Origin of the sequence: Kitasatospora sp. NPDC057500, from assembly GCF_042802195.1 — a bacterium.
GTDB lineage: Bacteria > Actinomycetota > Actinomycetes > Streptomycetales > Streptomycetaceae > Kitasatospora.
In genome coordinates this window covers 1-26266 of record NZ_JBHVER010000107.1, presented here as the reverse complement: position 1 = coordinate 26266, position 26266 = coordinate 1, and the positions used below count along the sequence as shown (strand labels likewise).

Genomic DNA, 26266 nt, shown 5'->3' with positions numbered 1-26266 from the left:
CACACCCGCCATCCACACCCTGTCCGCATCCCAAGACGCCCATCTCACCATCCGACATGACGGCGTACGGTGGTCGCAGTGCGCAACCGCCGTACCGAGAGAGGACGCCGTCATGCCGAAAGAGACCGCCGTCTACACCCACGGCCACCAGGAGTCCGTGCTGCGCTCGCACCGCTCCCGGACCGTCGGCAACTCCGCCGCCTACCTGCGCGACCGGCTGAGGCCGGGGCAGGCCGTGCTGGACATCGGCTGCGGCCCCGGCACGATCACCGCCGACCTGGCCGAACTGGTCGGGCCGGACGGCCGGGTGGTCGCCGCGGACGCCTCCGCCGAGGTGCTGGAGACGGCCGCCGCGTTCGTCGCCGGGCGGGGCGTTTCCAACGTCGTGTTCGAGGTCGCCGACGTGCACCGGCTGCCCTACGCGGACGGGGAGTTCGACGTGGTGCACGCCCACCAGGTGCTGCAGCACGTGGCCGACCCGGTCGGCGCGCTGCGCGAGCTGCGCCGGGTCACCGCCGAGGGCGGCGTGGTCGCGGCCCGGGACGTGGACTACGCGACCATGGTCTGGTACCCGGAGGCGCCCGAACTGGTCCGCTGGCTGGAGCTGTACCGCCGGATCGCCCGGGACAACGGCGGTGAGCCGGACGCCGGACGGCGGCTGCTGTCCTGGGCCCGGGCGGCCGGCTTCACCGACGTCGCCGCCACGTCGAGCACCTGGACGTACGCGACGCCCGGGCAGCGCGCGTGGTGGGGCGGGATGTGGGCCGACCGGATCACGGACTCCGCCATCGCGCGGACGGCGGTGGCCGAGGGGTACGCGGACGAGGCCGGACTGGCCCGGATGGCGGCCGGGTGGCGGGAGTGGGCGGCCGCCGGGGACGGGTGGTTCTCGATGGTGCACGGGGAGGTGCTGGCCCGGCGCTGACCGGGGCGTGGCGTTGCGGTGAGGGGATGGTTCGTGCGGCGGGGAAATGGTGCGCGGGTGGTTCACAAGATCCGGTAGAGTCGCGCGCCTGTTCCCGTACCCGCCGAGCTGTCGCCCGCCTCCTGCGGGCCGGGGGAGATCGCACGTGTCCACGCCCGAGTCCGACGCCGCCGCCGCACCCGAGCCGGTCGAGCGGGTCGAGCTGACCAAGCCGGCGGCCGTGCCCGTGCCCGAGCCGACCCCCGAGCCGGCCCCGGTGTCCGCAGCCGAGCCCGCGTACGTGCCCGGGCCCGGGCACGTGTCCGACCCCTGGGCGGCGCCCGCCGCTCCGGCCGCCCCCGTCGGCCCGCCGCCGCCCGCCCCCGACCAGCCCCGCGCCACCGGCTGGGCGGCCGTCGTCCCCGGTGCCCAGTCCGGCTTCCAGCCCGGATTCGCCTACCCCGCCGCCCCGGCGACCACCAACGGCTTCTCGGTCGCCGCCCTGATCACCGGCCTGCTCTGCCTGTGGCCGCTGGCGCTCGCCTTCTCGATCGTCGCCCTGGTCCAGATCCCCAGGCGGAACGAGAAGGGCCGCGGCATGGCGGTCACCGGTCTGGTCACCGGTGTCCTCGGGGTGATCGTGACGCTGATCGCGTTCATCGGCCTGGCCGCGATCGGCCTGGAGGAGCGGAAGTACGCGGACGGCCGGCTGGGCCCGAAGGGGTCGGTGTCGATCGAGGACCTGGTGACCGGCGACTGCTTCAACCAGCCGCCGTTCAGCCCCGGGCGGGACGCCGACTCCGCGAGCGTCTACTGGGTGCACGTGGTGCCCTGCACCTCGCCGCACCACGGCGAGGTCGCCGGCTTCACCAGCCTCGCGGGCAGCGGCGGCGACTACCCCGGCCAGCGCGAGGCCGGCGAGAAGGCGTCCCGGCTCTGCACCCCGGTGCGCGACGACTACGCCCTCGACTCCTGGCTCGTCCCCGAGGGCATGGGCGGCTCCTACTACTACCCGAGCATCGCGGGCTGGGCGTCCGGCGACCGCCGGGTGACCTGCACCTTCCAGGACGACACCAGGATGCACACGGGCAGCGTCCGCACCGACCGGACCAAGCTCACCCAGGCCCAGCGCACCTACCTGGACGCCGTGCAGGCCTACAACGGCGCGCTCGGCGCCCAGCCGGAGGGCGAGGTCGACGAGGACCCGGCCGAGTACCGGACCTGGGCGAAGACGATGGCCACCGCCTGCCGCAAGGAGGTGACCGACCTGTCGGCCAACGGCGTCGACTGGCCGGCCGGGGCCAGGACCAAGCTGATCGAGCTGGGCACGGTCAAGCTGGAGGCCGCCAACACCTGGGACGCCGCCGCCAAGTCCGCGGACGAGCAGACGCTGGTCCGCGAGGTCCGCAAGGCGCAGGCGCTGTCGGCCAGGAGCAGCGCCCTCGCGGTGGAGATCCGGCGCGAACTCGGGCTGTCGACCGGCGAGCAGGCCTCCGACATCCGGGTCTGAGGCCGGGCCTAACCTGGACGGCATGGACACCTACCGGGTGATGCGGCAGGACGACAACGGCAACCGCTTCCTGGTCGTCGGGGGGATCGGGCGGGAGGCGGCCGAGCGGATCGCCGCCGAGTTCGAGGCGCGCGGCCACAAGCAGCTGTACTGGGTCGAGGCCGAGTCCGCCGGCGCCTCCGGGGCCAGGGGCCCGCGCGACTGACGGCCGTGCTCCGAGGCCCTTAGAGTCGAGCTCCATGGACAGGACCACCGACCGTCCGGCCTCGGCCGGCGGCGCAGCGGAGAACCGGATCGTCGTCGGCGGCGCGCTGATCCACCGGGGGCGGGTGCTCGCCGCCCGGCGGAGCGCGCCCGCCGAGGTGGCGGGACGCTGGGAGTTCCCGGGCGGCAAGGCCGAACCGGGCGAGAGCGAGACCGAGGCGCTGGAACGCGAGCTGATGGAGGAGCTGGGCGTCCGCGCCCGGGCGCTCACCCGGCTGCCCGGTGCCTGGCTGGTGCGCCCGGGCCTGGAACTGCGGCTCTGGGCGGCCGAACTGCTCGCCGGGGACCCGCGGCCGTTGCAGGACCACGACGAGCTGCGCTGGCTCGGCCCCGCCGAGCTGGCCGACGTCGAGTGGCTGGACCACGACCGCGAGGTCCTCCCCGAGGTCGCCCGGCTGCTCGCCGCCCCCTGAAGCCGGGTGCCCGGGCGGTGCGGCCCGGATGGTACCGGCCCGCACCGGCGCGCCGCCGGCCCGCGCCCGGGAACGACGCGTGGGAGCGACGGATCGGGCAAATCGGAAAAGCCGGTGCTTATGGCGGGATAGCCTTGGTCCTGCTGGGTATGTCACTTTTCGGCACTATTCGTCACCATCGGTGAGCCGTCCCAGCCGGCGACGCCGATCCGAGCAGAGCCGGAGGCCCCGTCGGTGTCGAATAGCGGGTACGGGGGCGGGGGAGCGAGACGGGCGGGCGCGGGGGGAGGCGCCGGCGCCCGCGCCCGGCTGCGCCGCGGCGCGGACCGCGTGCTGAACCGCCGCCGCGGCGAGGGCGTGCCCGACGGGGCGGCGTCCGCCCGGCCGGTGCAGCCCGCCCCGTCACTCACGGTGCCCGACGCGGCCCCCCGCGCGGGCCTGCGCAGCCGTCCGGGCCGGCCGTTCCCCGGTGGCCCGCGCGCCGTCCCGGAGGCCCCCGGCGCCGCGGGCGAGCGCGTGGAGGGCGGCAGCCTCTTCGACGTGGTCCGGGTGGCCATCGCGATCCTCGACACCGCCGGCCGCGTGGTGCTCTGGAGCCCGGCCGCCGAGGAACTGCTCGGCTGGCCCAACGAACTGCTGGTCGGCCGCCGGATCGACGAGCTGGTCCCCGACGAGGACCAGGTGGCCCGGGTCCGGACCGCGATCCAGGACACCCTGCGGCACGGCCGCTGGTCCGGGCCGGCCGAGCTGCGCGACCGCGAGGGCGCCCCGGTACTGGTGGACGCCCGGATCTCGCTCCTGGTGGACGGCGACGGCACCCCGTTCCTCCAGGTCAACCTGGCCGAGGCGGAGGCCGTCCGGGCGGTGGAGCGGGACCTCGCGGTGCGCGACGCGCTGTTCGAGCAGTCCCCGCTGGGCATCGCGATCCTCGACACCGAGCTGCGCTACACCGCCGTCAACCGGACCCTGGCCGAGATGAACGGCGTCACGCCGGAGGACCACGTCGGCCGTACCGTCGGCGAGACCCTGCCCGAGCGGGCCGCCGACGAGATCACCGCGATCCAGCGCCAGGTGCTGGCCACCGGCGAGCCGGTGATCGACGTCACCCTCGCCTCGCCGGTGACCGCCCGCTCCGGCTACCGCTCGATCTCCTACAGCCGGATGACCGACCGCGCCGGCCGGGTCCTCGGCATCTCCGGCACCGTCATGGACGTCACCGAGCGTTACCGGGCGGTGGCGAAGGTCGAGCACGCCCGCCGCCGCCTCTCGCTGCTCAACGAGTTCGGCTCCCGGGTCGGTGACCTGCTGGACGCCTCGCGGATCGCGCAGGAGCTGGCGAGCGCGGTGGTGCCGAGACTGACCGACCACGCCGCCGTCATCCTGCTCCAGGCCGTCGCGCACGGTGACGACCTGCCCCGGCACGGCCATGACCGCCGCACCTCGCTGCTCCAGCTCGGCACCGCCTCCGTCCAGGACGGCCCCGAGGTGGAGGTGATGCTGCGGCGCGGCGCCCGGATCACCTTCGCCGAGGACTCCGCCTGCGGCCGGGTGCTGCGCACCGGCGTGCCCGAGCTGCTCTCCGGCGCCGATCAGCTGAGCGACGTCACCTACGCCGGCGACCCGAAGATGCAGGCCGCGCACGACCTGGGCGTGCACTCGATGCTGGTGGTGCCGCTGCGGGCCCGCGGCATCGTGATCGGCCTGCTGCTGGTCAGCCGGGCCGGCTACCGCGAGGGCTTCGACCGGGACGACCTGGCCTTCACCGTCGAACTGGCGGACCGGGCCGGCTCCTCGCTGGACAACGCCCGGCTGTACGCCCGCGAGCGCACCGCCGCCCTCACCCTCCAGCGCACCCTGCTGCCGCAGCAGGTCCCGCAGCCCACCGGCGTCGAGGTCGCCTACCGGTACGTGCCCGGCAGCAGCGGCACCGAGGTCGGCGGCGACTGGTTCGACGTCATCCCGCTGCCCGGCGACCGGACCGCGCTGGTGGTCGGCGACGTGATGGGCCACGGCCTGCGGGCCGCCGCGACGATGGGCCGGCTGCGCACCGCCGTCCGCGTGCTGGCCGCCCTCGACCTGCCGCCGGACGTGCTGCTGCGGCACGTCCACGAGCTGGCCGACGACCTCGCCCAGGGCCCGGACGAGGCGCTGCTCGCCACCTGCGTCTACGCGGTGTTCGACCCGGCCACCGCAACCCTGACCGCCGCCAAGGCCGGCCACATCCCGCCGGTCCTGGTGGTGCCGGGCGACGGCGCCGACGGGCCGACCCGCAACGGCGGCCCGCTGCCCGGGGGCGCCGGCCGGATCCTGGAGCTGCCCTCCGGCGCCCCGCTCGGCGTCGGCGGCGTCCCCTTCGAGGCCGTCGAGCTGAAGATCCCCGAGGGCAGCCTGCTGGCGCTGTGCACCGACGGCCTGGTGGAGTCCCGGGACAAGGACCTCGACGTGGGCCTCGGCCGGCTGCTCACGGTGCTCCAGGAGCCCTACGCGTCGATCCAGGCGGCCTGCGAGGCGGTGCTGGACACCATGGAGCAGGGCCGCGAGCCGGACGACGTGGCGCTGCTGCTGGCCCGGCTCGGCCACGGGCAGGCCGGCACCCCCACGGCGGGCTGGACCCTGCCCGCCGAGCCGACCGCCGTCTCCCGGGCCCGCCGACTGGTCCGCGCGACGCTGGCCGAGTGGGGCGTCGAGGAACTCACCGACACCGCGGAGCTGCTGGTCAGCGAGCTGGTCACGAACGCAGTCCGGTACGCCAGCGCGCCGATCGGGGTGCGGCTGACGCTCGGCGAGACGCTGCTGGTGGAGATCTCCGACCCGCTGCCGGACCCGCCGCGCGAGCGGCACGCGGCCGAGGCGGACGAGGGCGGACGCGGGCTGGAGCTGGTGACCATGCTGGCCCTGCACTGGGGGGCCAGGGCCGAGGGGATGGGCAAGGTGGTCTGGTTCGAGCAGGCGCTGCCGGGCACCCCGGAGGCGGAGGCGGCCGGGGGCTGAACGGGGCGGCGGGAAGGGTCCGGGGGAGCGCGCGCCCCGGCAGGGGGCGCGAGCGTGGCATTGTGGTTGCGCGGGCGGTAGGACAAAAACCTTCGCCCGATCTGATGTTGTGATGTTGAGGGCGTGTGAACGTACCCCTCGATGATGAATACTCGGTCTTCTCGACATCCGGACGGTCGCGGGTTTGGAGGGGTCGGTCCGTGAACAGCACCCCGGCGCGCAGTGCGCCGAGCAACAGCGGTCATGCCGCTGTACCCGGGCAGGCCGGCGCCCAACACGTGCCCGCCCCTGCCCACCGCCATCTGCCCGCACCCGCCCGCGCCCCGCGGCCGGCGACCGGGGAGCAGCGGTGGGGTGCCGGTGATCCGGGCTCGATCTACGACTACATCCGGGTCGCCACCTTCGCGATCGGCCCCGACGGCCGGATCAGCCAGTGGAGCGACCGCGCGGCCGAGTTCTTCGGCGTCCCCGCCGTGGAGGCGGTCGGCGCTGACCCGGTGACCACCTTCGTCCCGCGCGAGCTCTGGCAGCGCGGCCGTGCCAGGCTGGAGCGCACCCTGGCGGGCGAGGAGTGGGTCGGCACCACCCCGTACCGGCACGCCGACGGCGGCGAGGGCCTCGCCGAGCTGTACCTCATGCCGGACAGCGAGCTGCCCGCCGCCGGCGCCACGTGCCTCGCGGTCGACCTCGGCCGGCTGCGCCGGATCGAGACGGATCTGGCCGCTTCCGAGGCGGTTTTCGGCCAGACCCCGACCGGCTTCGTCCTCTTCGACGACCGGCTCCGCCTCCAGCGCGTCAACGACGCCTTCGCCTCCGGGATGGGCCTCGCCCCCACCGACCTGGAGGGCCTGACCGCCCACGACATCTTCCCCGGCTCCGAGGCCGACCGGCTCACCGCCGCCCTGCGCAAGGTCCTCGCCAGCGGCGAGCCCGTCTTCGACCTGCGCTTCCACGCCGCCGTCCCGACCCGCGAGGGCAACCGGCTCTGGGCCGTCTCGCTCTACCGCCTCAACGGCGCGGCCGGCCAGCCGATGGGCGTCGCCGGACAGGTCTCCGACGTCACCAGCCGGCACGTCGCCGAACGCGAGGCCGACGGCGTGCGCCGCAACCTCGCGCTGCTCAACGAGGCCAGCGCCCACATCGGCTCCACCCTCGACCTGGAGACCACCGCCAAGGAACTGCTGGACGTCGTCGTCCCGCCGTTCTGCGACCTCGCCACCGTCGACCTCTACACCGCGCTGCTCTCCGGCGAGACCGTGCCCAGCGCCGGCCGGCTCGGCGACAACGTGCTCACCGACGGCAGCGGCGAACTGCGCCGGGTCGCCGTCTCCAGCGTGGTCGGCGGCGCCTCCTCGGTGCTCGGCTCGGTCACCGGCCTGCCCATCGCCGAGGCCGGCGGCACCCTCTGCTACCCGCGCCGCTCCCCGCACGCCCGGGCGCTGCGCACCGGCCGCAGCGTCGTCCCCGAGCCCGGCCCCGACCCGCTGCTGCGCTCCACGCTGATCGTCCCGCTGGTCGCCCGCGACCAGGTGCTCGGCCTGGTCCAGCTCTCCCGGGCGATCGGCAGCGAGCCCTTCGACGCCCGCGACGTCGCGATCGCCGAGGAACTCGTCGCCCGCGCCGCCGTCTGCATCGACAACGCCCGGCTCTACCGCCGCGAGCACGAGCGCGCGCTGATCCTCCAGCGCAGCCTGCTGCCCCCGGGCAACCCGGTCGCCAGCGGCCTGGAGATCGCCTGCCGCTACCTGCCGAGCAACAACAACACCGAGGTCGGCGGCGACTGGTTCGACGTCATCCCGCTGCCCGGCAACCGCACCGCCCTGGTCATCGGCGACGTCATGGGCCGAGGCCTGCGCGCCGCCGTCGCCATGGGCCAGCTGCGCACCGCCGTGCGCACCCTGGCGATGCTCGACCTGGAGCCCGGCGAGGTGCTGGCCGCGCTCGACGAGATCGCCCGCGGCCTCGGCGACGACACCGCCCCGACCGGCCGCTCCAACCCGTACGGGCGGCTCACCTCCACCGCCGACGAGGAGGCCCGCGAGGTCTACCTGGCCACCTGCGTCTACGCCGTGTACGACGCGGTCACCCGCCGCTGCACCTTCGCCAACGCCGGCCACCTGCCGCCCGTCCTGCTCGGCCCCGGCGAGCCGGCCCGGATGCTGGACGTCCCGCCCGGCCTGCCGCTCGGCGTCGGCGGCGAGCCCTTCGAGGAGGTCGAGCTGACCCTCCCGGACGGCGCCGTGCTCGGCCTCTACACCGACGGCCTGGTGGAGAGCCGCAAGCACCAGCTGGACGAGGGCCTGAAGGCCTTCCGCACCGCGCTCTCCGACGGGGGCAAGGGCCTGGAGGACCTCTGCGACCACGTCCTCGGCGAGCTCAACCCGCACCACGGCGAGGACGACATCGCGCTGCTGATGGCCAAGGTGCACGCCTTCCCGGCGGACGCCGTCGGCCAGTGGTTCCTGCCGCCCGAGCCCACCTCGGTCGCCAAGGCCCGCGAGGCCGCGTGCAGCTGGCTGCTCGCCCGGGGCCTGGACGAGCTGGTCGACACCACCGAGCTGCTGGTCAGCGAGCTGGTCACCAACGCGCTGCGGCACGGCCGGGGCGAGATCCGGCTGCGGCTGCTGCGCGACCGGACCATGGTGTGCGAGGTCTGGGACGACGGCTACGCCCAGCCCCGCCAGCGGCGCGCCCACGAGACCGACGAGGGCGGGCGCGGCCTCCAGCTGGTCAGCCTGCTCGCCGAACGCTGGGGCAGCCGGCGCACCCCCAAGGGCAAGATCGTCTGGTTCGAGCTGGGGCTGTAGGGGGCGGTCCCGCGTACCGCTGACCGGGTGCATCGTCGGGTGCGGCGCCGTGTCGGGGCCGCCGGGCGTGCGGGGGCGGCGTTCGATGGCCGCCATGCGCGCCCGCCCCCCCGTCGCAGCCGCCGCGCTGCTGCTCGCCCTCGGTGCCACGGCCGGCTGCCTCGGCGGCCCGGTCCCGACCCTCAGCGGCCGGACGCCCGACCCCGCGCCGCCCGCCCCGGCCGTCGTCACCGGGGACGTCAACCCGGCCGACCGGGACGCCGTCCGCGACGGCGGCACCCTGCGCTGGGCCGTCGACTCCGTCCCGGCCACCCTGAACGTCCATCAGCCCGCCGCCACCGCCGACTCCGCGCTGATCGCGCACGCCCTCTACCCCGCGCTGTTCCGGCCGGACGCGCACGGCGAGTGGACGCCGGACCCGGACTACCTCACCGCCGCCGAGTCCACCCCGCCCGGACAGCTGCCCCAGGTGGTCACCTACCACCTCAACCCGCTCGCCGTCTGGAGCGACGGCACCCCGCTCTCCGCCGCCGACCTGATCGCCCAGCGGGCCGCGCTCTCCGGCCTCGACCCCGCCCACCCCGCCGCCGGCCCCGCCGGCTACGCGGCCGTCGACTCCATCGTCCAGGGCGCCGACCCGCACGAGGTCAAGGTCACCTTCCGGCAGCCCTGCGGCGAGTGGCAGGCCCTGTTCGGCCCGCTCTACCCCGCCGCCGAGACCGCCACCGCCGCCGCCTTCGGCCGCGCGCTGCCCGGCGGCACCGCCCACCCGACCGCCGGCCCGTTCCTGGTCGACGGGTACGACCCGGCGGGCGGGAGGGCCACCCTGGTCCGCAACCCGTTCTGGTGGGGCGAGCCGGCCAAGGCGGACCGGATCGAGTTCCTCGCCGTCCCGGCCGAGCGGCGGACCGAGGAACTGGCCCGGGGCCGGCTGGACCTCGCCCCGCTGACCACCGCGGTCGAGCACGCCGGGGCCGACCCCGCCGAGGCGCTGCGCCTGGCCGGGGCGCTGCCCGGCGTCACCCTGCACCGGGCCGCCGGGACCGGCCTCGCCCAGCTCACCCTGAACGCCGCCCGCGAGACGCTCACCGACCCGGTGCTGCGCCGAGCGCTGGCCCGGGCCGTCGACCGCCGGCACGCCGCCGACGCCGCGCTGACCCCGTTCGGGCTGCCCGCCGCGCCGCTCGGCCACCACCTGCTGGCCGGCGACCAGCCCGGCTACCGGGACGACGCCGACGCGCTGGGCGGCGCCGATCCCGGGCGGATGCTGGACACGGCCGGCTGGAAGCGCCCCGCCACCGGGGGCACCCGGGCCCGGGGCGGCCGTGAACTGGCGCTCACCCTGCTGGTCCCGGCCGGTTCGGCGACCCTCCGGCGGGCGGCCGACGCGGTGGCGGCGGACCTCGGCGCGGCCGGGGCGGCGGTCCGGGTCGCCGAGGCGCCGGCGGACGACTTCGTCCGCGACCGCCTGGCGGCCGGGGACTGGGACCTCGCCCTGTTCTGCTGGCCGGCCGGCCCCGGCCCGGCCGGCCGGCAGCGGCCCGTCTACGCCAAGCCCCGTCCCGGCCCGGACGGCGTCCCGGTGGCCGGCCGCAACTACGCGCGCGCCGGGTCGGAGGAGATCGACCGCCTCTTCGACCGCGCCGCCGCCGAGGCGGACCCGGCCGCCCGCCGCTCCCTGCTCCAGGAGGCCGACGTGCGGATCTGGCAGCTGGGCCACTCGGTGCCGCTCTTCCAGCGCCCGGAGCTGATGGCGGTGCGGAACGGCGTGGCGGGCGCCGGCGTCTGGGGCCTGGCCCGCCCGCGCCTCCAGGACCTGGGCTGGTCGGCGCCCTAACGGACCTCGACGGGCAGGGCGGCGGACCAGTCCGCCAGCTGCCGCTCGACCAGCGCGGTCCGGGCCAGCTCCGGGCACTCCTTGCGGGCCCGGGCGAGCGCCTCGCGCGCCTCGTCGATCCGGCCGGCGGCGCCGAGCGCGGCGGCCAGCGCACAGCTCGACTCGGCCCGCCAGATCAGCGAGCGGTGCAGGCCGCGCTGCTTGAGCCCGAGGGCCACCGCGTCGTCCGGGCGCCCTTCCCACCGGGCCAGGTCGATCAGGGCGGGGACGCTCAGCTCCAGCATCCGCGGGTCGCCGCCGAACAGTTGCACGGCGGCCATCAGCCGCGGCAGCGCGCTGGTCGGGGGCAGACCGCCGGAGTCCCCCGCCCCGACGATCGCACTGGTCAGCACCAGGCCGACCTCCACCAGGAGGACGGGATGGTGCTGTGCGGCCTGCTCCGCGCGGGCCCGCTCCTCGGCCTCGGCGTAGTGGCCGTCGCCGAGGGCGAGCTTGGCCCGGGTGACCCCGGGGTTGTCCTCCGGTGCCATCAGGGGGGCGGCCTCCCTGGCCGCGGAGAACCGGCCCTGGAGGAGGGCGGCGGTGGCCCGGAACCCGGCCTCGGAGGCGGGGACGACGGACGACGGCTGGAACGGCAGCCGCAGCAGCTGGGAGCCGAAGCAGTAGGGGTCCCCGAACCCGCGGACGATCCGGACGACGAGCGCCAGGGCGATGCCGCCGGCCGCGAACCGCTGGTCGGAGGTCCAGAGCCACCAGGCGAGCGCTGCCGGGCCGGCGGTCAGCAGCACGGCCGAGAGCCAGAGCCGCAGCCGGACCAGCCGACCGGAGTCGATCACCCAGAAGATGCGCAGCGCCGTCGGAAAGCGCCGGAGCTCGAACAGCACCCCGCCGACCGTCGCCGCGGCGGCCACCCGGCCCGAGCCGACGACGACCGACAGCACCCGCTTGCCGCCGAACCGCCCGGTCAGCAGCACCCAGAGTTCCGCGGACGTCCGGGGCACCGCGCTGCCGAGCACGAACGCGAGGCCGTGGCGGAGGGCGTTGTCCCGGTCGGCTCCGTCCGAGCCCAGGATGAGGATGAGACCGGCGAGGACGATCAACCAGGTCACCAGCGAGCGCAGTCTTTTCACAGGTGCACACCCTGGCCCACGGCGTGCGCCGGGTGAAGGGGAAGTGACCGACCTGTGATCTTGGTCCCGCGCGCAGTGCCCGTTTCGGCCGAGCTGGGCGGTTCCCCGTACCATAGGAGGAAGCCGTGGCATGTCCTGCCCGGCGGGTGGACCGGTAGTAGCAGGCGGAACGGGTGGTGGCGGCCGAGGGGCCGCAAGTGCGCGTCACGCAGCCGGGCGCCGTAACCCACGATTCCGGGAGAATCCGCTAGGCATGCCCACGCGCAACGACATCCGTAACGTCGCTATCGTCGCCCACGTCGACCACGGCAAGACCACCCTGGTCGACGCCATGCTCAAGCAGGCCGGTGCCTTCGCCGCCCACCAGCAGCTGGACGACCGGATGATGGACTCCAACGACCTGGAGCGCGAGAAGGGCATCACCATTCTCGCGAAGAACACCGCGGTCAAGTACCACCCCAAGGACGGTGGCGCGCCGATCACCATCAACATCATCGACACCCCGGGCCACGCCGACTTCGGTGGCGAGGTCGAGCGCGGCCTGTCGATGGTGGACGCGGTCGTGCTGCTGGTCGACGCCTCTGAGGGTCCGCTGCCGCAGACCCGCTTCGTGCTCCGCAAGGCGCTCACCGCGCGGCTGCCCGTCATCCTCTGCATCAACAAGACCGACCGTCCGGACGCCCGGATCGACGAGGTCATCAACGAGACCTACGACCTCTTCCTCGACCTGGACGCGGACGAGGACCAGATCGAGTTCCCGATCGTCTACGCCTGCGCCCGTGACGGCGTCGCCTCGCTGACCAAGCCGGAGAACGGCACCGTTCCCGGCGACAGCGACAACCTGGAGCCGTTCTTCTCCACCATCCTGGAGCACGTCCCGGCCCCGACCTTCGACGCGGACGCCCCGCTCCAGGCCCACGTCACCAACCTGGACGCCGACAACTTCCTCGGCCGCATCGCGCTGCTCCGCGTCGAGCAGGGCGAGCTGCGCAAGGGCCAGACGGTGGCCTGGATCAAGCGCGACGGCACCATCTCCAACGTCCGCATCTCCGAGCTGCTGATGACCGAGGCGCTCACCCGCAAGCCGGCCGAGGTCGCCGGCCCCGGTGACATCTGCGCCGTCGCCGGCATCTCCGACATCATGATCGGCGAGACCCTGGCCGACCCGGAGAACCCGATCGCGCTGCCGCTGATCACGGTGGACGAGCCGGCCATCTCGATGACCATCGGCACCAACACCTCGCCGCTGGTCGGCCGGGGCGGCAGCGGCAAGGGCGCGGACGCCAAGTCCTCCGGCCGGGTCGACCGCAAGGTCACCGCCCGCCAGGTGAAGGACCGCCTGGACCGCGAGCTGATCGGTAACGTCTCGCTGCGCGTCCTGGACACCGAGCGCCCGGACGCCTGGGAGGTGCAGGGCCGCGGTGAGCTGGCGCTGGCCATCCTGATCGAGACCATGCGCCGCGAGGGCTTCGAGCTCACCGTCGGCAAGCCGCAGGTGGTCACCAAGGAGGTCAACGGCAAGACCCACGAGCCGGTCGAGCGCCTGACCGTGGACGTGCCCGAGGAGCACATGGGTGCCGTCACCCAGCTCATGGGCATCCGCAAGGGCCGGATGGACAACATGTCCAACCACGGCTCGGGCTGGGTCCGGATGGAGTTCGTCGTCCCGTCCCGCGGTCTGATCGGCTTCCGGACCGAGTTCCTGACCAACACCCGCGGCACCGGCATCGCGCACTCGATCCACGAGGGCCACGAGCCGTGGTTCGGCCAGCTGACCACCCGCAACAACGGCTCGCTGGTCGCCGACCGGGCCGGTGTGGTCACCGCCTTCGCGATGACCAACCTCCAGGAGCGCGGCGTGCTCTTCTGCGACCCGGGCACCGAGGTGTACGAGGGCATGATCGTCGGCGAGAACTCGCGCGCCGACGACATGGACGTCAACATCACCAAGGAGAAGAAGCTCACCAACATGCGGTCGTCGAACGCCGACGTCGCCGAGTCGATCGTCCCGCCGCGCAAGCTCTCGCTGGAGCAGTCGCTGGAGTTCTGCCGCGAGGACGAGTGCATCGAGGTGACCCCGGAGACGGTTCGCATCCGTAAGGTCGTGCTCGACCAGAAGGACCGTGGCCGTACCGCCTCGCGCGCCAAGAAGGCGTGATCAAGGCGTTCTGAGCCCCTCCGGCGGTGCTTTGGCCGGAAACGTTCGCCCCCCTTTCCGATGGAGAGGGGGGCGAACTTTTTCAACTACTCCACGCTGTCGACGCGCGTATAAACGGAATAGCGCCTACCACGCCAAGGTGTCCGCTGAGCGAACGTGACAGTCCGTCATTCATGACGACTGTCCGGTTGATGCCTGTCTGAGTATGTCTCTTATGTCCGATTTTCGAAACTTACCGACCGTTCATGTGACCTAATTGAGATCGGCAGTGGTCACTTTCGTGTCCGTGCGTGACACATAGTGGGTGCAGTCAGGCTCGGGTCAAGGGTTAACGCGCAGGGGTGCGCGCCGAAACCACGAGCGCGGACGGCACGGCGGACCGGACCAACCTCCCCGCGGTGCCCTCCTCGTTGGAAAGTCGAATTCAGGAGGCATCCCCCCATGCGTGGTGCAACCCAGACCAAGTGGATCGTCGCGGCGACCGCGATCGCCCTCGCGGCGACCGCCTGCAGCACCAGCTCGAAGAGCGACGACAAGGCTGCCTCCGGCGGCGGCACGATCGCTGTCCAGCTCGGTGAGCCGCAGCACGGTCTGATCCCGCAGAACACCGCGGAGTCCGAGGGTGCCGAGGTCCTGAACGCGCTGTTCGCCGGCCTGGTCGAGTACGACAACAAGACCAACGAGCCGAAGCTGCGCGTCGCGGAGTCGATCGAGTCCCCCGACAGCAAGGTCTGGACGATCAAGCTGAAGGACGGCTACACCTTCCACAACGGCGAGAAGGTCACCGCCCAGTCCTTCGTGGACGCCTGGAACTGGGGTGCCAACCAGGACAACGCGGCCGAGGGCCTGCCGTTCTTCGCCAAGATCGACGGCTCCGCCGACCTGGCCCCGGGCAAGGACAAGAAGCCGGCCACCGACAAGCTCAAGGGCCTGACGGTCGTCGACGACAAGACCTTCACCGTCACCCTGACCAACCCGTTCTCCCAGTTCAAGACCATGCTGGGCTACAACGCCTTCTACCCGCTGCCGAAGGCCTTCTTCCAGGACAAGAAGTCCTTCGAGGAGGCCCCGATCGGCAACGGCCCGTTCCAGATGGACGGGAAGTGGGAGCACAACCAGCAGATCAAGGTCAAGCGCTACGACAACTTCCCGGCCGCTGACGGCAAGGCGAAGCTGCAGGGCGTCACCTTCAAGATCTACGACAAGCTGGAGACGGCGTACAACGACCTGCGCGCCGACAACATCCAGGCCACCGACAAGCTCCCGATCTCGGCCATGGGCACGGTCAAGGGCGAGTTCGGCGACCGCTACATCTACAAGCCGGAGTCGGGCGTCGGCTACATCGGCTTCCCGATCGCCACCAACCCGGCCGCCTACGGCAAGCCGGAGATCCGCAAGGCGATCTCGATGGCGATCGACCGCGAGGCGATCACCAAGACCATCTTCTCGGGCACCCGCGTCCCGGCCGATGACTTCATCAACCCGCTGATCCCGGGCTACCGCAAGGGCGCCATGGGCGACGCGGCCAAGTACGACCCGGCCGCCGCCAAGCAGCTCTTCGACACGGCCGGCGGCGTCCCGGGCAACACCATCGAGCTGGGCTACAACGCCGACGGCGGCCACAAGGAGTGGATCGAGGCCGTCGCCAACCAGCTGAAGAAGAACCTGGGCGTCGAGGTCACCACCAAGCCGTTCGAGAAGTTCGGCAAGATCCTGGACGCGCTGGGCGACAAGCAGTACTCCGGCGGCTTCCGCATGGCGTGGTCGATGGACTACCCGTCGATCGAGAACTACCTGCGTCCGATCTTCTCCAAGGTCGCGATCGAGAACGGCTCGAACTACGGCGGTTACGTCAACGAGCAGTTCGAGGCGCTGCTGGACCAGGCCGACCAGGCGAAGACTCCGGAGGAGGGTCAGAAGCTGTACCAGCAGGCCGACGACATCCTGATCCAGGAGCTGCCGTACATCCCGGTCTACACCTACATGTCCTCCGCCGCGTACTCCAAGAAGATCAAGAACTTCGACACCGACGCCCAGGGTCGCATGAACCTGGACGAGGTCGAGCTCGCCGGCTGATCTGAGACGCAGACGATAGGGGGCGGGTGGACCGGACCACAGTCCGGCTCCGCCCGCCTCCCTTCCTTGTCCGAAAGTGTGGAGGTCTGATGGGCCGCTATGTGATCCGCCGACTGATACAGGCGATCCCTGTTCTGATCGGTGCGACATTCCTGATCTACTTCGTCGTGTTCTCGCTGCCCGGTGACCCGGTGCAGGCGCTGGCCGGCGAGAAGCGAGCCGACCCGATCGTCGCGGAGATGATCCGCAACAAGTACCACCTGAACGACCCGTTCATCGTTCAGTACTGGAACTACATCACCGGCGTCTTCCAGGGTGACCTGGGCGAGAGCCTGACCGGTCGCCCGGTGAGCGAGATGATCGGCGAGGCGTTCCCGTACACCGTCAATCTCGCTCTGGTCGCCTTCGTCTTCGAGGCGGTCATCGGTGTCGCGGCGGGTGTGCTGGCGGCCCTGCGCAAGGGGAAGTTCCTGGACCAGCTGGTCCTCATCAGCACCCTGCTGGTCATCTCGATCCCGGTCTTCGTCACCGGCTTCGTGCTCCAGCTGGTGCTCGGCGTCAAGCTGAAGAACGACTACGGCATCGAGATCTTCGCGGTCTCGTTCAACGAGGAGGACGGGCTCCGCGCCTACCTGCTCCCGGCCCTGGTGCTGGCCTCGCTGTCGCTGGCCTACGTCGCCCGTCTGACCCGCACCAGCCTCATGGAGACCATGCGCACGGACTACGTCCGTACCGCGGTCGCCAAGGGTCTGAAGCGCCGTCGGGTGGTCGGCCGGCACGCCCTGCGCAACGCGCTGATCCCGATCGTCACCTTCCTGGGTGCCGACCTCGGCGGTCTGATGGGCGGCGCGGTCATCACCGAGAAGATCTTCAACATCCACGGCATCGGCGGTCTGCTCGCCCAGTCCGTGTACCAGAAGCAGGGCACGATCATCGTCGGCGTCGTCACGCTGCTGGTGCTGATCTACCTGGTCACCACCCTGCTCGTGGACCTGCTGTACGCCGTGCTCGACCCGAGGATCCGCTATGAGTGACACCATCACCAAGGGCGCCGAGACCCAGCCCGAGGACAACCAGCCGAAGGCCAAGACCGAGAAGCCGGAGCGCGTCGCCAGCCTCTGGACCGACGCGATGCGCGACCTGCGCCGCAACCCGGTCTTCATCATCGGTGCCGTGCTGGTCTTCTTCCTCCTGGTCATCTCGATCGCGCCGGGCCTGTTCACCAAGGGCAGCCCGTTCGACGGCGACGCCTGCGACCTGGCTGACTCCCTGAAGCGGCCGAGTGCGGACCACTGGTTCGGCTTCGACGTCCAGGGCTGCGACGTCTACACCCGTACGGTGTGGGGCGCCCGCAACTCGATCATCGTCGGCATCGTGACCACCCTGGTGGTCACCGTGGTCGGCGCCCTGCTCGGCCTCTGGGCCGGCTGGAAGGGCGGGATCGTCGACTCGATCCTGTCCCGCTTCACCGAGATCTTCTTCTCGATCCCGCTGCTGCTCGGCGGCATGCTGATCATGTCGATGATCCCGTGGGCCGGCAACGCCTACAGCGTCTCGCTGGTGATGGCCGTCCTCGGCTGGCCGCAGATCTTCCGCATCATGCGCGCCTCCGTGCTGGCCAACAAGAACAACGACTACGTGATGGCCGCCCGCGCGCTGGGCGCCGGCTCGGGCCGGATCACCTTCCGGCACATCCTGCCGAACGCCATCGCGCCGGTCATCGTCGTGGCCGCGATCTCCCTGGGTGTCTACATCGGCGCCGAGGCCGCCCTGTCCTACCTGGGCATCGGCGTCCAGCCGCCGCAGATCTCCTGGGGCCTGATGATCAGCGACGCCTCGGTCCGCTTCCTGGACGCGCCGCACGTCCTGCTCTTCCCGTCGGCCGCGCTGTCCATCACCGTGCTGGCCTTCATCATGCTCGGCGACGCGGTGCGCGACGCCCTCGACCCGAAGCTCCGCTGAGAGAAGAGGTGACGACCCGATGACCACCGTGATCGAGAAGAACCAGAAGAGCGGCCGCCTGGAGGTTGGCACCCCGCTGCTGGAGGTCAAGGACCTCCACGTGGAGTTCCACACCCGGGACGGCGTCGCCAAGGCCGTGAACGGCGTCAACTACTCCGTGGCCGCCGGTGAGACCCTGGCGGTGCTCGGCGAGTCGGGCTCCGGCAAGTCGGTGACCGCCCAGACCATCATGGGCATCCTCGACATGCCCCCCGGCAAGATCTCCCAGGGCCAGATCCTCTTCCGCGGGCAGGACATGCTCACGATGAAGGACGAGGAGCGCCGGCAGATCCGCGGCCAGAAGATCGCGATGATCTTCCAGGACGCGCTCTCCTCGCTCAACCCGGTGATGACCGTCGGCGCCCAGCTCGGCGAGATGTTCCGGGTGCACCGCGGCGCCTCCAAGAAGGAGGCCCGGGAGAAGGCGATCGAGCTGATGGAGCGGGTGCGCATCCCCGCCGCCAAGCAGCGCGTCAGCGACTACCCGCACCAGTTCTCCGGCGGTATGCGCCAGCGCATCATGATCGCCATGGCGCTCTCCATGGAGCCCGACCTGATCATCGCCGACGAGCCCACCACCGCCCTGGACGTCACCGTCCAGGCCCAGGTGATGGACCTGCTCGCGGAGCTCCAGGCCGAGTACAACATGGGCCTGATCCTGATCACCCACGACCTCGGCGTGGTCGCCGACGTCGCGGACAAGATCGCCGTGATGTACGCCGGCCGGATCGTCGAGACCGCCCCGGTGCACGAGCTGTACGCCAACCCGGCGCACCCGTACACCAAGGGCCTGCTCCGCTCCATCCCGCGCCTGGACCAGAAGGGCCAGGAGCTGTACGCGATCAAGGGCCTGCCCCCGAACCTGCTGAAGGTTCCGGCCGGCTGCGCGTTCAACCCCCGCTGTGACGTCGCCACCGACCTGTGCCGCACGGAGATCCCGAAGCTGCACCAGGTGACCGACAAGGACGGCAAGGAGCTCACCGGCCGCCGCAGCGCGTGCCACCTCTGGAAGGAGACCCTCCATGGCTGAGCCCATCCTGGAGGTCAAGGACCTGGTCAAGCACTACCCGCTGACCCAGGGCATCCTGTTCAAGAAGCAGGTCGGCGCCGTCAAGGCCGTCGACGGCGTCTCCTTCGAGCTGGGGAAGGGCGAGACGCTCGGCATCGTCGGCGAGTCCGGCTGTGGCAAGTCCACGCTGGCCAAGGTGCTGATGAACCTGGAGCGGGCCACCTCCGGCCAGGTGCTGTTCAAGGGCGAGGACATCTCCAAGCTGTCCGGCGCGGCCCTCAAGGCCGTCCGCCGGAACATCCAGATGGTGTTCCAGGACCCGTACACCTCGCTCAACCCGCGCATGACGGTCGGCGACATCATCGGCGAGCCCTTCGAGATCCACCCCGAGGTGGCGCCGAAGGGCGACCGCCGCAAGGCCGTCCAGGACCTGCTGGACGTCGTCGGCCTGAACCCCGAGTACATCAACCGGTACCCGCACCAGTTCTCCGGCGGCCAGCGCCAGCGCATCGGCATCGCCCGCGGCCTCGCGCTCAAGCCGGAGGTCATCATCTGCGACGAGCCGGTCTCCGCGCTCGACGTGTCCGTCCAGGCCCAGGTGATCAACCTGCTGGAGCAGCTCCAGAACGAGTTCGAGCTCTCCTACATGTTCATCGCCCACGACCTCTCCATCGTCCGGCACATCTCCGACCGCGTCGGCGTGATGTACCTCGGCAAGATGGTCGAGATCGGCACGGACGAGGAGATCTACGAGAACGCCACCCACCCGTACACCCAGGCGCTGCTCTCCGCCGTCCCGGTGCCGGACCCGGAGGCGCGCGCCAACCGCGACCGGATCATCCTGACCGGTGACATCCCCTCGCCGGCCAACCCGCCGTCCGGCTGCCGCTTCCGCACCCGCTGCTGGAAGGCGGAGGAGCGCTGCTCGACCGAGGTCCCGCTGCTCGCGGTGCCCGAGGTGCTGAGCGGCCCGGCCAAGCACCAGTCGGCGTGCCACTTCGCCGCCGTCCGGGAGACGGCCGCGGTCTGACCGCCCGCCCGGTCCCGCCCGGAGGGGCCCGCCGCCGTTCACGGCGACGGGCCCCTCCGGCGTTCGCGCGCCCGGTCCGCCGGGGCGTCAACAACGGTCACGGAAGGTGCACCCGTCCGGGGGTCCCCAGCTCGCGCCGCCGGGCGGGCGACCTTCTCATGGGGTGTGATGCGTCACACACCTTGAGGAGGGACCTTCATGCCCGTGGCCACCCGTGCTCGATGGGTCCTCGCCGCAGCGACGTCCGTGGCCCTGGTGGCCGGCGGATGCAGCAACGACAGCGACGGGGGCGGCAGCAGCGGTTCGTCGGACAGCAGCAAGACCTTCAGTTACCAGAGCAGCGAGCCGCAGAACCCGCTGCAGCCGGCCAACGCCAACGAGACCGGTGGCGGGCGCATCATTCAGAACCTGTTCAAGGGGCTGGTCGACTACGACCCCTCGAACGCGAAGATCCGGATGCAGGTCGCGGACACGATCGAGACCAGCGACTCGCAGACCTTCACCGTCACGCTGAAGGACGGCTGGACGTTCCACGACGGCACGCCGGTGCACGCCAAGAACTTCGTGGACGCCTGGAACTGGGGCGCGAGCACCGCAAACAACCAGATCAACAGCTCCTGGTTCTCCGACATCGAGGGCTACCAGGACGTCCACCCGGCGAGCGGCCAGCCGACCGCGGACAAGATGTCCGGGCTGACCGTCACGGACGACCTGCACTTCACCGTCAAGCTGAGCGGCAAGGTCTCGTACTTCGAGTACAAGCTCGGCTACATCGCCTTCTCCCCGCTGCCGGACGCCTTCTTCGGCGACCCCTCCGGGTACGGGCAGAAGCCGGTCGGCAACGGCCCCTACCAGTTCGTCAGCTGGGACCACAACCAGCAGGTGGTCACCAAGGCCTACCCGGGCTACCAGGGCGTCGACAAGCCGAAGAACGGCGGTGTCGTCTTCAAGATGTACAGCACCGCCGAGGCCGCCTACGCGGACCTGCAGTCCAACAACCTGGACGTGATGGACCAGGTGCCGCCCTCCGCCCTGGCCACCTACAAGGCCGACCTGGGCGACCGGGCGGTCGACGAGCCGCAGGGCGCCATCCAGAACATCGGCTTCACCCTCTACCAGGCCGACTGGGCCTCCCCGGACAAGGCGAAGGTCCGCCAGGGCCTGTCGATGGCGATCGACCGGGACACCATCACCAAGACGGTGCTCCAGGGCTCGCGCAAGCCGGCCACCGCCTGGGTGGCCGAGGGCGTCGAGGGCTACAAGGACGGCCAGTGCGGTGAGTTCTGCACGTTCGACGCGACCAAGGCCAAGCAGCTGATCACCGAGGGCGGCGGCGTCCCCGGCAACCGGCTGACCATCACCTACAACGCGGACGGCGGCCACAAGGAGTGGGTCGACGCGGTCTGCAACTCGATCCGGCAGAGCACCGGCGTGGACTGCGTGGGCGACCCGAAGCCGGACTTCAAGACCGCCCGCGCCGCGATCACCGGCCACCAGATCAACGGCGCCTTCCGCACCGGCTGGGTCCAGGACTACCCCCTGAACGCCAACTTCCTCGCCGACGTGTACCGCACCGGAGCCGCGTCCAACGACTTCGGCTACAGCAACCCGCAGTTCGACCAGCTCGCCACCCAGGCCGACCAGGCCGCCAGCGTCGGCGACTCGGTGACCGGCTACCAGCAGGCCGAGGCCGTGCTGGCGAGCGGCATGCCGGCCATCCCGCTCTGGTACTACCGCACCACCTCGGGCTACTCCACCAGGGTCCAGAACGTGAAGTTCGACTCCTTCGGCAACCCGGCCTGGACCCAGGTCGAGGTCACGGGCTGACGAGTCGTCCCGCGCGGGCCCCGTCCTTTCCGCACGGAGGGCGGGGCCCGGGCACTCGATCACGTCTCCAGGAAGGAGGCTCGAATGGGCAGTTACGTGCTGCGGCGGGTGCTGCAGATGATCCCGGTGTTCTTCGGCACCACGCTGCTGATCTTCCTGATGGTCTACACGCTGCCGGGCGACCCGGTCGCGGCGCTGTTCGGGGAGAAGGCCGCGGACCCCGCCGTGGTGGCCAACCTCAAGCACAAGTACTACCTGGACCAGCCGATCTGGAAGCAGTACCTGCACTACATGGGGAACCTCTTCCAGGGGGACTTCGGCACCAGCTTCACCGGCCGTCCGGTCTCCGACATCATGGCGGACGCCTTCCCGGTCACCATCCGGCTGGCCCTGCTGGCCTTCGCCTTCGAGATGGTCTTCGGCCTGCTGCTGGGCCTGGTCTCCGGCCTGAAGCGCGGCAGCGTGCAGGACACCCTGGTGCTGATCCTCACCCTGCTGGTGATCTCCATCCCGGTCTTCGTCCTCGCGTACATCGCCCAGACCGTCTTCGCGACCAACCTCGGCTGGGTCACCCCGACCGTCCAGGACTCCAGGGACCTCTCCCAGCTGATCCTCCCGGCGATCGTGCTGGGCTCGCTCTCGCTCGCCTTCGTCGCCCGGCTCACCCGCACCTCCATCGGCGAGAACCTGCGGGCCGACTACATGCGCACCGCGGTGGCCAAGGGCCTGCCCCGGCGCACCATCGTCACCAGGCACCTGCTGCGCAACTCGCTCATCCCGGTGGTCACCTTCCTCGGCACCGACCTCGGCGCGCTGATGGGCGGCGCGATCGTCACCGAGGGCATCTTCAACGTGCAGGGCGTCGGAAACGTCCTCTACCGGGCGATCAACCAGAAGGAGGGGCCGACCGTGGTCGGCATCGTCACCGTGCTGGTGATCGTCTACCTGGTGGCCTCCCTCGTCGTCGACCTGCTCTACGCGGTCCTGGACCCGAGGATCCGCTATGCCTGACATCCACGACGAGGACTCCTTCGAGCCGCATCCCAAACCGGGGGTGGACCACTTGGACTACGCCGGTGAGCAGGGCATGGCGGTCGAGCAGGAGACCCTGGTCGAGCCCGACCCGGAGAAGCGGGAGGAGGCCCGCAGCCTCTGGGGCGACGCCTGGCGCGACCTGCGCAGGCGGCCGATCTTCCTGATCTCGGCGGTGCTGATCCTGCTGCTGATCGTGATGGCGGTCTTCCCCGGGGCGTTCACCGACGCCGATCCGCGCAAGGCCGACCTGGTCAACAACTACCTCAAGCGGCCGGACTGGACGGACTTCTTCGGCGCCGGCTGGTTCGGCTACGACGGGCAGGGCCGCTCCATCTACGCCCGGGTGGTCTACGGCGCCCGGGCCTCGATCACCGTGGGCATCTTCGTCACCGCCACGGTCACCCTGCTCGGCGGGCTGACCGGCATGGTGGCCGGCTACTTCGGCGGCACCGTGGACGCGCTGCTCTCCCGGATCATCGACATCTTCTTCGGCATCCCGCTGCTGCTCGGCGCGCTGGTGCTGCTGAACGCCTTCGCCACCCGCACGGTGTGGAGCGTGGTCATCGCGCTCGGCGTGCTGGGCTGGACCCAGATCGCCCGCGTCATGCGCGGCGCGGTGCTGACGGTCAAGCAGTCCGACTTCGTGGTGGCCGGGAAGGCGCTCGGTGCCGGTACCGGCCGGCTGATGTTCCGGCACATCCTGCCGAACGCGGTCGCCCCGGTGATCGTGGTGGCGACCATCGCGCTGGGCGGCTACATCGCCACCGAGGCGACGCTGAGCTTCCTCGGCATCGGCCTCCAGGACCCGACCATCTCCTGGGGCATCGACATCTCCTCCGCCCAGAAGGTGATCCGCACCGCCCCGTTCGTCCTGTTCTTCCCGGCCGCGGCGCTCTCCATCACCGTGCTGGCCTTCATCATGCTGGGCGACGCGGTGCGCGACGCCCTCGACCCGAAGCTGCGCTGAGCGAGGGGACGCATCGTGACCACAGCAGTCGATACCGGCAAGGACCGGCGGGAGGCGCCCTACGAGGGGCCGCTGCTCGACGTCCGCGACCTGCACGTCGAGTTCGTCACGCGGGACGGGGTGGCGAAGGCGGTCAACGGGGTCAACTACAGCGTCCGGGCCGGGGAGACGCTGGCGGTGCTCGGCGAGTCGGGCTCCGGCAAGTCGGTGACCGCCCAGGCGATCATGGGCATCCTCGACATGCCCCCGGCCCGCATCCCCCGGGGCGAGATCCGCTTCCGGGGCGAGGACATGCTGAAGATGGACAAGGAGACGCGGCGGAAGGTCCGCGGGCAGAAGATCGCGATGATCTTCCAGGACGCGCTCTCCTCGCTCAACCCGGTGCTCACCGTGGGGTTCCAGCTCGGCGAGATGTTCCGGGCCCACCACGGCACCTCGCGCAGAGCGGCCAAGGAGAAGGCCGTCGAGCTGATGGAGCGGGTGCGCATCCCCGCCGCCGGGCAGCGGGTGAACGACTATCCGCACCAGTTCTCCGGCGGTATGCGCCAGCGCATCATGATCGCCATGGCGCTGGCGCTGGAGCCGGACCTGATCATCGCGGACGAGCCGACCACCGCGCTGGACGTCACCGTGCAGGCCCAGGTGATGGACCTGCTCGCGGAGCTCCAGGCCGAGTACCACATGGGCCTGATCCTGATCACCCACGACCTGGGCGTGGTCGCGGACGTCGCGGACAAGATCGCGGTGATGTACGCGGGCCGGATCGTGGAGACGGCCCCGGTGCACGAGCTCTACGCGCGCCCGGCGCACCCGTACACCCGCGGGCTGCTGGACTCGATCCCACGCCTGGACCAGAAGGGCCAGGAGCTGTACGCGATCAAGGGGCTGCCGCCCAACCTGCTGCGGATCCCGCCGGGCTGCGCGTTCAACCCGCGCTGCCCGCGCGCCCAGGACATCTGCCGGCAGCAGGTGCCGGAGCTGTTCCAGGTCACCGAGGACGACGGCACCGAACTGGCCGGGCGGGGCAGCGCCTGCTTCTTCTGGAAGGAGACCCTCCATGACCGTTGACGGGGCCGGCCCGGTCGAGTCGCCGGTGGAGGCCGCCTTCGAGCAGGAGGTGGCGCGCGGCGAGCCGATCCTGGAGGTCAGGGACCTGGTCAAGCACTTCCCGCTGACCAAGGGCGTGCTGTTCAAGAAGCAGGTCGGTGCGGTGAAGGCGGTCGACGGGGTCTCGTTCGACCTGATGCAGGGGGAGACGCTGGGCATCGTCGGCGAGTCGGGCTGCGGCAAGTCGACGCTGGCCAAGGTGCTGATGAACCTGGAGCCGGCCACCGGCGGCTCGGTGCGCTACAAGGGCGAGGAGATCTCGCGGCTCTCCGGGTCGGCGCTGAAGGCGGTGCGGCGCAACATCCAGATGGTGTTCCAGGACCCGTACACCTCGCTCAACCCCCGGATGACGGTCGGCGACATCATCGGGGAGCCCTTCGAGATCCACCCCGAGGTGGCGCCGAAGGGCGACCGCCGCAAGGCCGTCCAGGACCTGCTGGACGTCGTCGGCCTGAACCCCGAGTACATCAACCGGTACCCGCACCAGTTCTCCGGCGGCCAGCGCCAGCGCATCGGCATCGCCCGCGGCCTCGCGCTCAAGCCGGAGATCATCATCTGCGACGAGCCCGTCTCGGCGCTCGACGTCTCGGTGCAGGCGCAGGTGATCAACCTGCTGGAGCAGCTGCAGAGCGAGTTCAACCTCTCGTACATGTTCATCGCGCACGACCTCTCGATCGTCCGGCACATCTCCGACCGGGTCGGCGTGATGTACCTCGGCAAGCTGGTCGAGATCGGCAGCGACCGGGAGATCTACGACCACGCCACGCACCCGTACACCCAGGCGCTGCTGTCCGCGGTGCCGGTGCCGGACCCGACGGCGCGCGAGAGCCGGGACCGGATCGTGCTGACCGGTGACGTGCCCTCGCCGGCCAACCCGCCGTCCGGCTGCCGCTTCCGCACCCGCTGCTGGAAGGCGCAGGAGAAGTGCGCGGTGGAGGTCCCGCTGCTGGCCGTACCGGGCTGGCTGAGCGGTTCGGCCGCACACGAGTCGGCCTGCCACTTCGCGGCCGAACGCGACCAGGCGGGCAGCGGGCAGGCAGGCACTGACCAGGCCGGCAACGACCGGACCGGAAACGACCGGGCCGGCAGCGGCGAGGGGGAGCCGGGCGGTCCGGAAACCGGTTGACACCGGGCCCCGCCCCGTCGCCGGAGCGCGGGCGCCCCCCCGGGGGGGCGCGCCCGCGGGGGGCCCCCCCCCCC

The 26266-nt window shown here is 71.6% G+C and carries 19 protein-coding genes; 18 read left to right on the top strand and 1 reads right to left on the bottom strand.

The features are described 5' to 3' along the window. Nucleotides 1–49 precede the first annotated feature (49 nt). The 7 genes from ACFU74_RS22320 to ACFU74_RS22290 all read left to right on the top strand — a co-directional run bounded on the left by ACFU74_RS22320 (nucleotide 50) and on the right by ACFU74_RS22290 (nucleotide 10726). On the top strand, nucleotides 50–925 hold the full coding sequence (locus tag ACFU74_RS22320) for a methyltransferase domain-containing protein (RefSeq protein WP_380759394.1): 876 nt from the start codon (nucleotides 50–52) through the stop codon (nucleotides 923–925). A gap of 145 nt (nucleotides 926–1070) precedes the next feature. Further along, on the top strand, nucleotides 1071–2414 hold the full coding sequence (locus tag ACFU74_RS22315; protein ID WP_380759390.1) for a DUF4190 domain-containing protein: 1344 nt from the start codon (nucleotides 1071–1073) through the stop codon (nucleotides 2412–2414). 22 nt (nucleotides 2415–2436) lie between these two features. Further along, nucleotides 2437–2619, top strand: a complete 183-nt coding sequence (locus ACFU74_RS22310) for an SPOR domain-containing protein (RefSeq protein WP_380759388.1) — start codon at nucleotides 2437–2439, stop codon at nucleotides 2617–2619. A 34-nt stretch (nucleotides 2620–2653) separates the two neighbouring features. Beyond that, entirely contained in the window at nucleotides 2654–3091 is a 438-nt protein-coding gene (locus ACFU74_RS22305) for a (deoxy)nucleoside triphosphate pyrophosphohydrolase (protein ID WP_380759386.1), read from the top strand. 330 nt (nucleotides 3092–3421) lie between these two features. Further along, nucleotides 3422–6082: a SpoIIE family protein phosphatase gene (locus ACFU74_RS22300; RefSeq protein ID WP_380759384.1), complete on the top strand. Its 2661-nt coding sequence runs from the start codon at nucleotides 3422–3424 to the stop codon at nucleotides 6080–6082. A 200-nt stretch (nucleotides 6083–6282) separates the two neighbouring features. Next, nucleotides 6283–8889 (top strand): SpoIIE family protein phosphatase, encoded by a 2607-nt coding sequence (locus ACFU74_RS22295; RefSeq protein ID WP_380759382.1) that lies wholly within the window; start codon nucleotides 6283–6285, stop codon nucleotides 8887–8889. A gap of 94 nt (nucleotides 8890–8983) precedes the next feature. Then, a complete protein-coding gene (locus tag ACFU74_RS22290; RefSeq protein ID WP_380759380.1) occupies nucleotides 8984–10726 on the top strand; it encodes an ABC transporter family substrate-binding protein in 1743 nt (580 codons plus the stop codon). Here ACFU74_RS22290 and ACFU74_RS22285 read toward each other — a convergent pair. Then, nucleotides 10723–11835, bottom strand: coding sequence for a hypothetical protein (locus ACFU74_RS22285; RefSeq protein WP_380759378.1), 1113 nt, complete (start codon nucleotides 11833–11835; stop codon nucleotides 10723–10725). The two genes, ACFU74_RS22290 and ACFU74_RS22285, sit on opposite strands and share 4 nt — an antisense overlap. Before the next feature lie 274 nt (nucleotides 11836–12109). Here ACFU74_RS22285 and typA point away from each other — a divergent pair, with 274 nt between their 5' ends. The 11 genes from typA to ACFU74_RS22230 all read left to right on the top strand — a co-directional run bounded on the left by typA (nucleotide 12110) and on the right by ACFU74_RS22230 (nucleotide 26192). Further along, entirely contained in the window at nucleotides 12110–14014 is a 1905-nt protein-coding gene (typA, locus tag ACFU74_RS22280; protein WP_380759376.1) for a translational GTPase TypA, read from the top strand. A 441-nt stretch (nucleotides 14015–14455) separates the two neighbouring features. Further along, nucleotides 14456–16090 (top strand): ABC transporter substrate-binding protein, encoded by a 1635-nt coding sequence (locus ACFU74_RS22275; RefSeq protein ID WP_380759374.1) that lies wholly within the window; start codon nucleotides 14456–14458, stop codon nucleotides 16088–16090. A gap of 89 nt (nucleotides 16091–16179) precedes the next feature. Beyond that, a complete protein-coding gene (locus ACFU74_RS22270; RefSeq protein WP_380759372.1) occupies nucleotides 16180–17124 on the top strand; it encodes an ABC transporter permease in 945 nt (314 codons plus the stop codon). Then, nucleotides 17117–18052, top strand: a complete 936-nt coding sequence (locus ACFU74_RS22265) for an ABC transporter permease (RefSeq protein WP_380759369.1) — start codon at nucleotides 17117–17119, stop codon at nucleotides 18050–18052. The genes ACFU74_RS22270 and ACFU74_RS22265 overlap by 8 nt, the downstream gene beginning before the upstream one ends. 19 nt (nucleotides 18053–18071) lie before the next feature. Beyond that, on the top strand, nucleotides 18072–19121 hold the full coding sequence (locus ACFU74_RS22260) for an ABC transporter ATP-binding protein (RefSeq protein ID WP_380759367.1): 1050 nt from the start codon (nucleotides 18072–18074) through the stop codon (nucleotides 19119–19121). Further along, nucleotides 19114–20130: an ABC transporter ATP-binding protein gene (locus ACFU74_RS22255; protein WP_380759365.1), complete on the top strand. Its 1017-nt coding sequence runs from the start codon at nucleotides 19114–19116 to the stop codon at nucleotides 20128–20130. Before ACFU74_RS22260 ends, ACFU74_RS22255 begins: the two co-directional genes overlap by 8 nt. 198 nt (nucleotides 20131–20328) lie before the next feature. Beyond that, a complete protein-coding gene (locus ACFU74_RS22250) occupies nucleotides 20329–21957 on the top strand; it encodes an ABC transporter substrate-binding protein (protein ID WP_380759363.1) in 1629 nt (542 codons plus the stop codon). Between the two features lie 84 nt (nucleotides 21958–22041). Next, entirely contained in the window at nucleotides 22042–22968 is a 927-nt protein-coding gene (locus ACFU74_RS22245) for an ABC transporter permease (RefSeq protein ID WP_380759361.1), read from the top strand. 76 nt (nucleotides 22969–23044) lie between these two features. Then, nucleotides 23045–23959, top strand: coding sequence for an ABC transporter permease (locus ACFU74_RS22240; RefSeq protein WP_380759392.1), 915 nt, complete (start codon nucleotides 23045–23047; stop codon nucleotides 23957–23959). 15 nt (nucleotides 23960–23974) lie between these two features. After that, entirely contained in the window at nucleotides 23975–25027 is a 1053-nt protein-coding gene (locus tag ACFU74_RS22235; protein WP_380759359.1) for an ABC transporter ATP-binding protein, read from the top strand. Then, on the top strand, nucleotides 25017–26192 hold the full coding sequence (locus tag ACFU74_RS22230) for an ABC transporter ATP-binding protein (RefSeq protein WP_380759357.1): 1176 nt from the start codon (nucleotides 25017–25019) through the stop codon (nucleotides 26190–26192). The genes ACFU74_RS22235 and ACFU74_RS22230 overlap by 11 nt, the downstream gene beginning before the upstream one ends. Nucleotides 26193–26266: the final 74 nt, after the last annotated feature.

Bases quoted from the DNA above. Each gene is read 5' to 3' on its own strand.
- ACFU74_RS22310 (WP_380759388.1), top strand. From the start codon at position 2,437: ATGGACACCTACCGGGTGATGCGGCAGGACGACAACGGCAACCGCTTC.
- ACFU74_RS22230 (WP_380759357.1), top strand. From the start codon at position 25,017: ATGACCGTTGACGGGGCCGGCCCGGTCGAGTCGCCGGTGGAGGCCGCC.
- ACFU74_RS22245 (WP_380759361.1), top strand. From the start codon at position 22,042: ATGGGCAGTTACGTGCTGCGGCGGGTGCTGCAGATGATCCCGGTGTTC.
- ACFU74_RS22250 (WP_380759363.1), top strand. From the start codon at position 20,329: ATGCCCGTGGCCACCCGTGCTCGATGGGTCCTCGCCGCAGCGACGTCC.
- ACFU74_RS22240 (WP_380759392.1), top strand. From the start codon at position 23,045: ATGGCGGTCGAGCAGGAGACCCTGGTCGAGCCCGACCCGGAGAAGCGG.
- ACFU74_RS22270 (WP_380759372.1), top strand. From the start codon at position 16,180: ATGGGCCGCTATGTGATCCGCCGACTGATACAGGCGATCCCTGTTCTG.
- typA (WP_380759376.1), top strand. From the start codon at position 12,110: ATGCCCACGCGCAACGACATCCGTAACGTCGCTATCGTCGCCCACGTC.
- ACFU74_RS22260 (WP_380759367.1), top strand. From the start codon at position 18,072: ATGACCACCGTGATCGAGAAGAACCAGAAGAGCGGCCGCCTGGAGGTT.
- ACFU74_RS22255 (WP_380759365.1), top strand. From the start codon at position 19,114: ATGGCTGAGCCCATCCTGGAGGTCAAGGACCTGGTCAAGCACTACCCG.
- ACFU74_RS22290 (WP_380759380.1), top strand. From the start codon at position 8,984: ATGCGCGCCCGCCCCCCCGTCGCAGCCGCCGCGCTGCTGCTCGCCCTC.
- ACFU74_RS22265 (WP_380759369.1), top strand. From the start codon at position 17,117: ATGAGTGACACCATCACCAAGGGCGCCGAGACCCAGCCCGAGGACAAC.
- ACFU74_RS22275 (WP_380759374.1), top strand. From the start codon at position 14,456: ATGCGTGGTGCAACCCAGACCAAGTGGATCGTCGCGGCGACCGCGATC.
- ACFU74_RS22305 (WP_380759386.1), top strand. From the start codon at position 2,654: ATGGACAGGACCACCGACCGTCCGGCCTCGGCCGGCGGCGCAGCGGAG.